This is a genomic window from Parabacteroides timonensis, assembly GCF_900128505.1.
In the GTDB taxonomy this organism is placed as follows: Bacteria; Bacteroidota; Bacteroidia; order Bacteroidales; family Tannerellaceae; genus Parabacteroides; species Parabacteroides timonensis.
In genome coordinates, this window is the sequence record NZ_LT669940.1 from 750,299 (window position 1) to 765,054 (window position 14,756).

The 14,756-nt window shown below is 43.4% G+C and carries 3 protein-coding genes; all 3 read left to right on the forward strand.

The features are described 5' to 3' along the window. Positions 1–19: 19 nt before the first annotated feature. Positions 20–6,691: an MBG domain-containing protein gene (locus tag BQ7394_RS03735; protein ID WP_075556138.1), complete on the forward strand. Its 6,672-nt coding sequence runs from the start codon at positions 20–22 to the stop codon at positions 6,689–6,691. A gap of 19 nt (positions 6,692–6,710) precedes the next feature. After that, positions 6,711–10,415 (forward strand): MBG domain-containing protein, encoded by a 3,705-nt coding sequence (locus tag BQ7394_RS03740; RefSeq protein ID WP_075556139.1) that lies wholly within the window; start codon positions 6,711–6,713, stop codon positions 10,413–10,415. 848 nt (positions 10,416–11,263) lie between these two features. Then, positions 11,264–14,683 carry a DUF6383 domain-containing protein gene (locus BQ7394_RS03745; protein ID WP_139317676.1) on the forward strand — a complete coding sequence of 1,140 codons (3,420 nt, stop codon included), beginning with the start codon at positions 11,264–11,266 and terminating at the stop codon, positions 14,681–14,683. The last annotated feature ends 73 nt before the right edge of the window (positions 14,684–14,756 follow it).

Consider the following 14,756-nt stretch of genomic DNA (forward strand, 5'->3'; position numbering starts at 1 on the left):
CAAATTAAAATAATTGCGTATGAACAAAGTATACTTAATCGATGTGAGTAGGCGACTACTTATATTCGTACTATTATTGGGAGGGTATATCACACAAGCAGTTGCAGCAGACATTTATGTCCCCGTGAAAGATGTTCTTTCGATTTACGAAGGAACCAGTGACGCAAATGCGGAACAGCTGAAAGCCCATATCCAAAATTTATTGCAGGAAGCTGTCGACCTTAGTGATCAGACAGCAACAATATCCGATGTTACTATCAGAGGAACAGGTGGCGATCAGACCGGCGATTTAGTGGCCGGCAGCTATAACTACACTTTCAAAGTAACTTCTACCAGTACCGTTACATTAAATTTTGAACGGGCGATCGGAACAGGGAATATTAACCCTGCCACAGTTTTCGGCACACTCGATCATGAGCCGGTAGTAGTAACCAACGCTATCGAGATCAAGGCCCGTCAGGCTGTCGGTAATCTGAATTTCCCGGCAAACTGGGGTAATTATGTGTATGGAACACCTATCAGTGACCTGAGTGCCAAAATACAGGTATCAAATATGTCCGGGGTATCATTAGCTGATGCTTCGGTTTTCCTGGTTAAAGACGGTGTGGAGACACTATATACGGGCAACAATAGTCTGGAAGCGGGAGAATATGACGTAGTGGTTACGTTCCCGCCGACTGAACAGTTTGCCTATTCTCCCTCTCTGAGTAACTGTACCCAACAAGCTATCGGTTCTTACATTTCAACAGCAAAGCTGAAAGTAAAAGAGAAACCGATCAATAATACCGTATTCCCTGTATTTGCAGAAGGAGTAGGCGGCCTAGGCAAGATGGCTGCAAACACGAATCTGAACAGGGCGAAGAATCGGATCAATAACAACATTAATCCTTCCGACTTTATCTCTGAGATAAAGGTCTATTCCGATGCCAATTTCAGTAATGAGGTAACAGCGGGCAAACTGGCCCCGGGAGCTGTATACAGCTATCGCGTCGTGCTTCTGCCGAATTATGGTAAAGGAAATAATGTGTCGGCCAGTGTTGGAGGTGCTACGATCAACTTCAATACAGCACAGCATAGTTATGATATCGTAAATGCGATTTCGGTTGAAAAGAATACGTTGGCAGTAAAACTGCCGGACTTTATTTCCAGCCCGATCCGTATTGGCGACTATAACGATAATGCAGCAGTGGCAACGATGCTGAAACAACTGATCCAGGATATCAATCCGGATATGGTCGACCAGAACCTTGTTCCGAAGGTGGATATCACCGACGGTACGGTTTCTCCTTCTATGACAGACAACAGCCTGTTGGGTTACAAGGTTACAATACAAGGCGATCTGACAAAGACCGATTTGAATTTTGTAACGAATGGTAATGTGGCGTCTGCCAACCTGACTGTCAACGGTAATGTTTGTTCGTTCAAGAACTCACTGTTGTTCGTAACTACATTGCCTACGACTCATTCTTTGGCTTATCCGGGCAACTATCAGATCAATTACGAAAAAGATATGGCTCCGAATGCGGTTATCCGCCGTATCAAGAGCGACTTATTGGTTCGTAATGCAGGTGTATTAGGAAATGAAACATTCGTTGTTCGCCTGATCAATAATGACCTGAGCAATAAGAATGCGATAGCTGAAACAGACAATTCGTTCGGCTATAAGATCACTATCACCAAGAGTGCTACTTTGCAGGAAATAGAAACACCGGCCAACCAACGGATTAACGTGGTTGATAAAGGTACGACTATTGAAATCACTTACTCAAAAAGTATCGCTATCGTTCCTCGTCCAGCTATCGATTTCACATTCGGTGAATATACCGTTCAATATGTGAAAGGCATGACGCGTACACAAGTAGCAGATAAAGTACGAGACTTCATCTATCTGGCAAATCCGTTTATTGCAGAGCATATAACTAATGTACAGATCACCAATAACCGGATCACGGAAAATATGGGTACGGCTACTTACCGGGTAACGTTAAGTTCTGAACTGGATGTTATCTTCTCGGAAGTAACAGTGAACGGACAGCCACATAGCTCGTCAACATTTGAAGGTATTGTAAACATCACTCCGCGTCCGATCGCTAAAGTGAAACTGTATAAGTATGAGTTCAAGAAAGAAGGTGCATCCAACGATATGATCGAAAAAGCGATCCTGGCTGACCTGCTTTTGAAGAATCCGGATATGAAGGGGGCTTATATCTCCAGCGTAACATTAGTTCCTGCTATCGGCAGAGATCTTTATTCGTATACTGTCGTATTCAATCCGAATGACAATATCCAGAAGATCGAAGTCTCTAATGAAGACGGAGGTCTTATCATTCCGATAGAATTATTTGGTTATACAACTGCAACTTATCTTCGCTCGGTGCGATTAATCGACAACGGTCAGTCGTTGGCGGAATACCCGTTGCCGATCAATGTGCAACTGCCTCTGTGGGAACGTCCGTTCGGACAGACTGCTGACGAGTATGCACAAGACTTGTTGAATGATTTCAGACTGACTCCGGGTGCAGACCGCGTTACAGTTCCTGACCTGAATAACTGGGGTGTGAAAACGTATCTGATCAACAACGAAACTTCTACTGGAGACGTACCGGTACGTATCGCCGGTGAAAGTTATCCGCAGGTATCCGACCTGTATGGTTACGAAGTGGTTGCTGGTGCTAATACCCAGTTCTCTGAATACTATACATTAAATTATACGGCACCGGGCAGCATCCACCTGACTAAGAACGGAAACGATGTGATCGCGAAGTTGGCTCTCCGTATAGTAAAAGCTAAATGTACGCTTACTTTACCGGAAGTGAATGTCACTTACAGAGACATCAATACGAAAATCGCTTTGCTTGACTCCATAAAGAAAGCAGTACTGGAAGATCCGGCTAACGAAGAATTCTTCGAACTGGTAGCTAAGACAGGTGTTAAACCTCTGAAGAGCTTTACAGTTACTATCAATAATATAGAAGAAGAAGGAACAACCGTTGCCAAGACTTATACTTATTCAGTAGCATTCGTTCAGAAGGTAACGGATAACATCGAAATAAGAGAAGACGGTCTGAAGACACTGGTTGTTGGCAAAGCTGCGGTTGTCTTTACATTCCCGACGGATATCACGTATCGTTATGGAAAACGTAAAGTGGCTATCGAAGCTGACATCCTCAGTCAGTTCCTGGCTGCTAACGAAGGCTTGTTAAGTACATATACTTGTTTCGAAAATCCGGCAGATCTGTTCAAGGTTATGTTTACTAATGCTAATTGTTCAGCAGAAGAAACAGAAACGTTGCCGAAGAACGGTGATTACGGTTACAGGGTAGATGTACTTGATGCGAACCTGTTGTCGAACTTCCTGCTTGACAACCAATTTGGCAGTAACTTCCATAATGTACAGAACTCTGTTCAGATCGGTCAGCGTAAACTGACTATCACATTGCCTACTTATCTGGCCGCTACAGCCGAAGAAGAAACAGCCGCGAAAGCTGCATTTACATTCGGTAAAGCGACAAAGGCAGAGATCGAACAGATGATCAACGATGATATCGTTGCATTGAATGGTGCGAAGATCAAGAGTGATTATACGTTGGCGGTTGAACTGGTGACCACCAATAAACAAATGGACAAACAGAATCCTGTAATTGGTGATTATAACTATAAAGTGGATCTGACCTCCGACGACTATACATTTGTATATACTATCGAAGGTGCAGAAGTCGAAGTCGGTGACTATACGATCGCTGTCAACGCTGTGAAGGTTGTTGCTCCGGGTATCGTTGTTACATTCAACGAAGAAAAGCTCGAAGGTGTATGGACAATCGTGGCAGGTAAGCCGGTGTATGAATTGACCAACCTGACGTTAGCCGATAAAGATTTCGGATTTGACTTTGTTACTATCAAGGAAGATCCTGAAAATCCAGGATCGGCGATGACGAAAGCGCGTTGGAATCAGTTGTTCAATCAAGATAAGTTGCATTGGGCATTATACAACGGCCAAGGTAAACTCCGGTTCCACGGTAATACATTAAACAGTGTCCTGGTCGACTCTGTAAAGAACAATATAACCAATGGTAATTATAAACTTCGTATCGTCGACGCTTCAACATTGAAAGCGGCTATCGGTAACTTCGAAATCCAGTTGGATACTGACCTGGCTAACCTGAAAGTGGCTCCGGCAACAGTAGAAGTGAAAGCAGCTGAAGAGGCTTATACAAAAGTGTACGGCACAGTCGTTACTAAAGATTCCGACTTGAATACGAAACTTGTATTTGCAACAGTACCGAAACTGAATGCTGCTGCACTACAGGCTGAAAAGAATGTGATCGACCTGTTTGAAACGGTAGATCCGCTCGATACAGACGTTTATGAAGCAACCGCTCCGGTAGGCGATTACCAGATACGTGCAGTCGATGCAATGGTGAAAGGTATGTTTACTCCGGTTGTCGGCGTTAAGTTCGCGGCAAGTGAAACAGAGGCTAAAGTAACTGTTACTCCGGCTCCGCTGACGGCAACCGACTTAACGGTTAAAGTATCCGTTACACGCGAATATGGCGAAGAGGCAACAGATGCTGATGTATATGCACAAGTTTCAGGCGACTTATCCGAAGCCTTCCAGGCAGAGATCAGTAAGTTGCTGAATGCAGATAAAGTAAACCGTACAAGCTGGCTCGACCTGTCGGGCGTTAATAAGAAGACAGACGTCGGCACATACGAGTTGCGCTTTACATCTTCGGCAGCTACCCAGATCGCAGCCCTGCTTCCGAACTTCAATATCTCCGCTGCTACGCTTATCAATGCAGGCCTGACGGTAACGCCGGCTCCGCTGACCGTACGTGCGAAGAGCTACAACCGTCCTTACGGTGGTGGTAATCCGGATCTTGAAATCGAATACATCGGTTTGAAGAATAATGAATATGAAAACCTGGCGGATGTATTCTCTGTGATGCCGAAGATCGCGACAGATGCGAGATCCGACTCACGTGGTACATACGATATCTACTTCACGGTAAAAGGGGAAGCACGTAATTATACGGTAACTCACGAAAACGGAACCTTGTCTATCGATAAGATCCGCCGTACAATCATCTGGCCGGAAGATCAGCGCAACCTGATAATCCCGGTAGGTGAAACAGTTGAGTTGTCAGCTTATCTGAAATCGGAAGCCGACGGTAAACCGTCTATCTACGATATCCGTTACGAACTGTCGGGCAACGATCGCGAACGCGTGATCCTGTCTGAAACAGCAAGAGGCGTTTATGCTGTAACCGGTAATGTACGTACGGAAGGTGACAACTATGTGACCATCACAGTATTTGCCGATGGCGATGATACCTACGAAGATGCAACTCCTGTAACTGGAACGATCAAAGTAATCGCTCCGGAAGGTGATGCAGCCAAAGTAAATGTAATCATATCTAATGTGACCAGCATTTACGACAGCAACCCGAGAGCAGTAAGCGTGAAGGTAACCGACGTGGAAACAGGTGAGGCTGTGAAAGACTTCAGCATCTATTACGAAGGTGACCAGTTAGGTTCTGTTCCGACCCTGTATCCGTCTACCCAGGATGCACCGACAGACGCCGGTGTATATACTGTAACGGTGAAGGCTACGCTCGGTTCCGTCACTTATTCTTACACCGCTAAGAACAAGATGGTGATCGCTCCGAAGCCGGTTGTGGTAACAGCCCGCAGCTTCAATATTCAGTACGGTAATGAACAACCCGCTTACGCGAATGCATACGATTATAACAAGAGTGACTTCCTGAACGGCGAAGACTTCCTGGTTGGCCAGGCTCCGGTTGTTCGTCTGATAGGATACAACGGTAAAGCCGGCTCATATAAGCTGACTCCGTATTCTGCTCAGGACTTCGGTCGTAACTATGTGATTACTTATGTGTCCGGACTATTGAATGTTAGTAAAGCAGCCGTGACTATCCAGGCTGATAACAAAGAAACAGTTTATGGTAAGGATCTGGAAGAACTGACCTACACAGCTACCGGCTTCGTGAATGGTGAAACGCTGAAAGACCTCGGTTTCGCTCCGCGTATCAGTTCGACTGTAACGCGTACATCGGATGCAGGTGTTTACCCGATCACTTTCTCTGATAATTATACATCTGATAACTACGAAGTTTCTTATGTAGACGGTAAATACAACCTGCTGGCTGCTTCACAGAAAATCAATTGGAGCCCGGAAACTACAATAGATGTAGAAGGCGGTGATGTGATTTTTACGGCTACTGCTTCAAGTAAACTTCCGGTTACATTCAATTCGTCTAACGATGCGGTTGCTTATGTAAACCAGATCGGTGACGCATGGATACTGACTCCGGTTACTTCCGGTACGGTAACGGTTACAGCTATGCAGCATGGTAATAAAAACTACAACGCTGCTGAACCTGTGGTGATAACATTCCTTGTAGAGGATGAATATCTGTCGGTAGGTAATGAAAACCTAGTCGTTGCAGACCAGATCGATGTATATCCGAGACTGTTTACCAACACTGTCACAGTGGCTGCTCCGTCTGAAATCAAGCAGGTTGAACTGCTGTCGATGAACGGAACATTACAGACTGTTATTCGCAAACCGGGATCTGTTATTGATCTGTCGACATTTGGATCAGGTATCTATCTGCTCAATGTAACATTGGAAGACGGAACCTTCAAATCTGTGAAGATCATTAAGAAGTAACCTGTAAAACTAATTTAGTATGAAGAAATATATTAAATCAATATTCACATCGAGGAAGCAGCTTATGCTGCTTCCCCTGATGCTTGTTTCAGGCGGTATCATGCAGGCGCAAACGGCTGTACCCGATACTGTGTACGTAAGCTTCAATACAAATACTGCGCTGACGATGACTTATGGTGACAACCTGAGTACGGCTGCCGCGGGTATCAGTGGAGCCAGTTTCAACTATTTCTATGTGAATGGGGATGGAAGTGTACATGGAAGTGTTGGCTCCGGAGTATCATTCAAGTCTCAGACGCAGGCGATCGATATCCTGAAGTTTTCGGCTACTCCGACAGTGAGCGGTGGCGAGACATTAGGTTTCGTAGCCAATAACCTGACTGAATATTTTCAGTATAATAACAATCCGAATGTAGTATTCTTTGTCAGTAACCGGGCCGGTGCTTTTACCAGCCAGCCTTTAACGGTGAGCCCAGCTACATTGAATATCGCAGCCCGCGACACCAGCCGTTTCTACGGTGATGAGAACCCGGCTACGCCCTGGTCTGCCAAAGACTTTGTGTTCAGCGGTTTTGTGAATGGCGAAACGGAAGCGATCTTTACCAATTCGCAGGTGAATGTGTTGCCTACGGTATCTTATTCAGGAGCAGATAAAAACTCGGTTCCCGGTTTCTATATAATCGGATTGAGCGGGGGACAAGCTGCCAACTATACACTGAATCTGCAGGTTTGGTCGGAAGCCTGGCCGGATGGCAGAGGTCTGCTGACTGTAAAGAAAGCTCCTCTAACCTTGGCTGTTCCCGATAGTACCCGTCTGTATGACGAAGCTAATATCCTGACTATTCCGGGTAGTGAGCTTCTAATTACCGATGGTACATTGAAGAACGATCAGACATTGGCGGGATTACTGACAGGCAACCTGGCTGTTACCCATACTGCTATATCGGCTGCGGTAAACAAACCGAAAAGCGATGTCGGCACATACAGCTACGAACTGACGGAAGCGGCGGTAGGAGATGTTGAATGGAGATTATCTAATTACGACATCCAGGCAATCGCTGCCGGTAAATACGAAGTGAAGAAAGATACGATCACAATCACCGTATTCGACGCCTATTCGGAAGTTTCCGTAGATGGAAAGCCAGTGAAAGTAATGCAGAAAATCTATGGTGAACCTAATCCTGACGGCTTCTTCTGGTTGAAGAAGAGAGCAGAGAAACCGGCTGCAGTAGCTCCTTCCTATGCTTTCTCGAAAGCAGTAGAGGCGCTGAATTACATCTCCGCAACAGCCGAAGGCGACAGAGGTTTCAAAGTGGCTCCGCTTGCCGGATACTTCGATTATGAAGGACGCAAGGCTACCGAAAAGACCGAAGTAAACCTGAAGCGTGAGAAGCCGAACCAGAAAGAAGACAGCCTGTATGTCGCCAAGGTAGACAATGCAGACAAAGTATCTTCTCTGAACTACGCTTTCAAAACAGTAGACGGAACCTTCCTGATAAATCAGCGTCCTCTGGCCATCTGGAAAGTGATCGTAGACCGCATATATGGTGAAGCCGATAAGGATACGACCTGGACTTTCGAACCGAACGATGCCGAAAAGAAACGCGGCCTCGCCAGCTTCGATGTTAAATATCAGACAACAACTACTCCTGACGACATTATCGACTTCATGCCGAAAGTAGTCGTTAAGCCGGTTGCTGCCGATAATACCCTGCACGCAGGTTCTTACAACGACACCCTGCATATCAAGGTTATTACCGAAGATAAAACAATCCAACCGCCGTACGTGGCAAAGGATCGTAACTATAAGCTGATTATGAACACACTGGTTCCGGGCACTATGACGAACGACAGTGTACGTCTTGAAGTTGCCAAAGCTCCATTGATTATCCGTCTGGATACCATCAAGAGAGCATTCGGCTCGGCTGATCCCGAATTCAACAAAGCGGAAATCCAGAAAGAGTTTATCTCTTACGAAGGCTTCAAATTGGATGAATCGGCCAACAGCCTCGACTCTACGGCTACCGTTGCTGTCGGCAACCGTATCAAGAACCTGGTTATCAACAACCGTCCGGAAGGTATTCTGCCGGTAGGAACATACGAACTGACAGGTATTACCGAACTCAACAAGGTAAATCCGAACTACGAAATCACCATCGTAGGCAAAGCCCGTTATCAGGTATATCCGGATAATAGCTATGTGATGGTTTGGACTCCGATACAGAACGAACTGATCGTGGGCGACCTTGTACGTCTGAATGCAGTCGTTAAACAGGGATCGACCGTAATAGCCGAAGGCTCCCAGATCGTTTACGAATCATCCAACCCGGCTTTGATCCAGGTGGAAAAGGTAGAAAGCATCTGGTATCTGCGTGCGAAAGCATTGACAGGCGACGAAGGCGTAACGATCACTGCCCGCTACAATGCAGAGTCCGGACAGGAAGAAGCCTTGAAGTCGGAAGTATTCAAAGTCTTGCGTTTGAAGAATGAAGCAGACTTCAACGTGATCCTGGGTAACATGGTATTCGATTATGACGGAACCGGTAAAGAAGCCGATGTGAAGCTGACCGACCTCAAGGGTATCCAGACATATACTCCGATCATTACTTACAACGGTGATCCTGAACTGCCGGTTGCAGCTGGTATCTACAACATCTCCATCTTCGTGAAACATAACGGTTCCGACCTGCTTGTCCGCAAAGAAAAGATGCAGATCAAACCGCGCGAAGTAATCGTGAAACCGAAAGATGCCCTGGTTGCATTCGGTGAAGCAATCCCTGAATCATTCGAATATACCTATTCCGGATTTATCGGCAGCGACGACTTCAAAGCCGCTTCTGCTCCTACGGTAAAAGTGGCAGGAACAATAACCGGTGCAGGAAATTACACCCTGTATGTCGAAGGTGGCGATCCGGGCGACAACTACACCCTGGTAGGCGGAACCGGAACCCTGACTGTTTCGAAAGCTACACTGACAATCAGTGCCGGTACGGTAGATATCGTTTACGGTGATGAAATACCTGAACTGAAACCGGTATACACCGGCTTCGTAGGCAACGACAACCCGGATGCCCTCAACTTCATCTACACAGTGAAGACCAAGGTTAACCCTGTCAACGCAGGCTCTTACGACCTTATCATCGACTGTCTGAGCTCTGAAGAAGACAACTATGCCGTGACGTTGGTTCCTGGTAAGTTGAATATCGCAAAAGCAGCCGCCGGCCTTGAATGGTCTGTCGAGTCTACATCGATCACCGTTGGCGACTCTGTTCTGTTGTATGCTTCCTGCGAATCTCCGGCAACAATCGCTTACACAGTTGAAAACATCGCTGTCGCAGGTACGAGAAACCATATCGAAGGTGTGCATGTGATCGGTAAGAATGAAGGTATAACCAAGTTGTACATCACAATTCCCGAATCGACCAACCACCTGGCAAGTCGTGACTCTGTCACCTTCAATGTGAAGCTGGGTACGGTAGGCAACGAATCGATCACCCTGCAAGGCGTAGGTTTGTATCCTACTTTGGTAGAAAATAATGCAACAGTAGTTTCCGAATCTCCTGTAGATGCCATCATCGTGATCGATGCAGCCGGTAGAGTACAGAAGGTTATCAACAAACCGGAACAGGTAATCGACCTGAGCCAGTTGCGTAGCGGTTACTATTTGGTTCGTATCGTTCTGGATAACGGCGAAGCGAAGACTGTCCGTATTATTAAGAAGTAATTCTGCTTTGTTCCCTTTCCCCCTTAAGGGAATGAACTGTATGGAGAAGCTGTTCCAGGCATTGTCTTGGAGCGGCTTCTTTTGTTTTTAAATCAGTGTATACAAGTCCTGTACAACATCTTCCAATCTTCGTTCGTTTAATCTTGTAACAACTAAGCCGTGTCATCACTATATCTAAGGTGTTTCTATACTACAATTAAGCCCCAAGCATACTATATTGAAAAAAGTAAGGTATGGACTACAAATGTGTAAGGCCTGCTTTGCAAAAGAGTAAGGCCTGCCTTACGTATTTGCAAAGCAAGCCTTACTTTTTAAAAACTCCTAAGAAAAGCCATTAATTATCACCTTCTCAAACCTTAAAGATAGTGATGAAAATGCTTAGTTGTAACCATCTTCTGAAAATAATATAGGAAGTCGCTGAAAAACATCAGGTATTGTACTGTGTAATATATTTAATGTACGTGCGTACGTTATTATATATACCTTGTTGTTTTCCTATAATTCAGAATGTAATTATTGGGTATTTATTCCTTGAAAAGCAATGATTATACCAGAAATATGTAGTGACTAGAAAAAACGGTCGTTTATTTCCGTCAACAAAAGTAAGCATAAGTTTTAAACCTACAATTCTTTTGATAATTTTTTTTCCTTCTCTATATGCTTTCTTATCAATTGGATAGAAAGATAAGTATGAAATTACCCCTTTTCATGACAAACTCAAATACCCCACCTAGTGATGGCGAGAATAAACGACCGTTTTTTCTAGTCATTACATATAATTCGCCCATAAAAGAAGGGCTGTAAAGGAGTTTTTAGTAACACTATTATTAATATTAAATTTATTGATTATGAACAAAAAGTTTTCTACGTTAATGGCAGCGAGTCTGGTTTTGGCTGGTTCGTTGTGGAGTGGAGATGCTTTGGCAAAAGAGTATACCAAAGCAGATTTTAAGACTCTTCTTGGTTCCTCTCAAGATGTGACTTTATCAGGCGATGATAAAGAAATCATTTTGACAGAGGATGTTGATTTGTCAAAATTGGGAGTTGATGCAGCTAAGAAGTATATTGTACTCAAAACAGATGGTACAACTTTTACTGCTAAGAAAGGTGTTACCTTTACTGGACATATTACAGTAGAAGCAGACGAGGTAACAATTAAAGGAATGACTATTGTTAATAACTCAGAGGGTTTTACTTCATCTGAAAAAACTGCTATTTATGTAAATGCAGGGACTGATGATCTGACAAAAATAACAATTAAGGATAATGTAATTAAGGAAGGTTTGGTTCCTGAAAATTACATGACTTATGGTATTTTCGTTAAAGCAACAAAAGCTCAGGCTGCAACATTTGACATCACAGGCAATACAATTACTGCGAAAACATTTGCTAAAGAGTCTGCTGGTTCTTCTTACTGTTCTGCTGCATTTGGAGTTATTGGTTTAGAGGCCGCCTCTCAGAATGTAACAGCTAAGATTGCTAAAAACAATACTTTTAAAGATTGTGCAATTGACTTTTTGGATCAAAGAACTGCCTCTGGTAATAGCAGTTATTACTATGCTGCACAGGTTACTTATAATGAAGAATTACCTCAAGCTGTAGTTGATGTTCTTGAAAGCTCTAAAGCTGATAGTAAATCATTGGTTATTAAAGGTGCAAGCGCATTGGATGTTGCCTCTGCTATCAATGCTTCAGTTGGTAAAACTAATTCAAAAGTTCCTACAAACTTCGCTGTTGTTGCTGATGGTGTGAATGTTGTGGCAGGTACATCAACAGCATTGAATAACTCACTGAAAACTGTTGTTTTGGATGTAACAAATGGTGGAAGCGCAAATGCTACTGCTGCAATCAACTATACAAAGAGTGATGCTGGCTTGACAAAAGAATATACAGTAGCTGATCTTAACAAAATCTTAGGTGATGGTTTCATCTTAACATTAACTGATGCTAAAGATAAAGCTATCGACAATGGTGATGTTGTAAGTGAAAAGCTGTTAACAGCTTCTGCCTCAGCTACTACTGCGAAAGAATTCTATTTGATGTCAGGTAAGAAATATTTGACTGTTGTTGCTGAACAATGGGGTAATATTACTGATGCTCCCTACAAAGTGAAATTTGTAGATAAGAAGGATGATGCTACTCAATTTAAGATTTCTAATGTAAACAATAAGCTTGCTATTACTTCAACTGTAGCTACTAAGAATGTTTACCTGACTGTCGTTTCAACAGACTTAGGTACGGTTTTGACTGCTGTTCAGTCTGATGTTGTTAAAACAGACTTGACTGCTGTTCTTAGCAAAACAAACATGGTTAACGGTAAAGTTGATGAAAAGAACAACCCGTTGTTAAACAAATATGTAACATTTACTTTTGCAACAGCAGACAAGAACATTGCTGCTAAAGACGGTAAAGTATTAGGTCTTGACAACAAGGCTGGAAACAAGATGGATTTAGTTGAAGCCGACAGATATCTGCAATCTAAACCGGAAGGTCAGTGGGCTGTAACTCTGGAAAATGATTCAGAATACAACTTCAAGTTCACAAACCGTGAAAAGAATGTTTCTTTCTCTGCTTCTGCTCTGTATCTGATCGATGCTAAGACAAACAAATATGCAGTTGTTTATAATGGCGGAACTAGTACTTTCTCTGGTGGTGTAAGAGATACTTTCGTTATCAATGGTGTTGATTTGAAACTGGTTTCTAAAGATTACTATGTAAACTACAAGAACGACGAAATCAAAGATACACAGTATAAGATGGCTATCGCTTCTACAGAAACAACAGACTTCTATGTAACTGAAAACCACGAAGGCAAACACCTCTTGGGTCTTACTAAAGAAACTGCTAATTCTGTAAACTGGAAAGTCGTTGCTACAAAAGATACAGTTCTTTTGATCAACAACTATGGTAAATATGACGAAGATGGCGACTATGTAGCTCAGCCTGATACAATGAAGATCCCGACTTATGCATTCCAGAATGTTGCTAACGATGAGTATATGACTTATGCTCCGGAAAAATTAGCTTTGGACGAAGATGCTATGTATTGCGATCCTAACTCTGTGAAGTTGACAAATGAAAATGATCTGTCTGCTTATGCATTCGTACTGAAGAAAAGAGCTGACGGCTTGTTCAATATCATCGGTATCAAGAAAGTGGGTACAGGTGACGATGCTCATTATGAATTGGATTTGACAAAGAAACTGTTCGGCGCAACTACTGAAAAGAATGGTCAGGTTCAGGTTGAAGAATCATGGGAACAGATCAACTCTAACGACTTGTTCAAATTGACACCTGTTGACGCTCCTGAATACCACTTCGTAGAAAATGGTTTCGGAGAAAAGGTTAGCATCTTCCGTGAAGAAAACGATGCTCAGGTATTGTATGAAAAACGTGATGTTAAGTCTGTTGTAGACAACGATACATTGAGCTTCCTGAACATTGATAACGTTTATCAGTTCGACAAGATCAATCCTTCTATGTTTGTTGATACAGCTTATATCAACAGAGGTGAAAACACTCGTTGGCAGTATCTGTTAGCTGTAAATGCTAAAGTTCACAATCCTGACACTTGTACAGTTCCGGGTCACCCGAGAACAGACCGTATGGTAGAAGGACGTTATTTGATCAACCTGATCGATACAGCTAACGTTTATGGTGCAACTCACCTGCATAACAATCCGTACATCAACAGAACAGAAGCTGGTGAATATTTGGCTAAACTTTCGTTCGTAGATGCAATGCATATTAACGATACTCTGATCATCAACCGTAAAGGTGGCGAAGCTGTAAAACTGTTAATGGATACTCCTGACTTCAATGTAGCTAAGTTTGCATTCCGTTATGTAAATCCTGCCAACGAATCAGATAAGACATTCAAGATCCAGACTCAGTACAAAGATTATAAGAATGGTGATTTGACAGCTAAAGACAATGCCTCTAACGAAGGTTACCTGAAATGGATCAACGGTACAGTAGTTGTTGTTAACGGTTATGCAAACGGTGATGTATTCGGTATCAACGAAAACGAAGACCGTGATGCAGTAGCTAACGAAGATGTTACAGTATCTTCAATTAGTGTTGTAGCAACAGACGGTGCAGTTATCATCAAGGGTGCTGAAGGTAAGAAAGTTGTAATCAGCAACGTACTTGGCCAGACAGTAGCTAACGCAGTAATCTCTTCTGACAACGCTACAATCTCTGCACCTGCCGGTGTAGTAGTAGTAGCCGTAGAAGGCGAAGCCGCTGTAAAAGCAATCGTAAAATAAGGACTTATTTATAATCAAATAATTCTAAATTGTTTACCGCGTGTCGTAGGGGCGGTTTGCGAACCGCCCTTAC

Excerpts from the sequence above, each read along its gene's own strand:
- BQ7394_RS03735 (WP_075556138.1), top strand. The coding sequence starts at position 20 with ATGAACAAAGTATACTTAATCGATGTGAGTAGGCGACTACTTATATTC.
- BQ7394_RS03740 (WP_075556139.1), top strand. The coding sequence starts at position 6,711 with ATGAAGAAATATATTAAATCAATATTCACATCGAGGAAGCAGCTTATG.
- BQ7394_RS03745 (WP_139317676.1), top strand. The coding sequence starts at position 11,264 with ATGAACAAAAAGTTTTCTACGTTAATGGCAGCGAGTCTGGTTTTGGCT.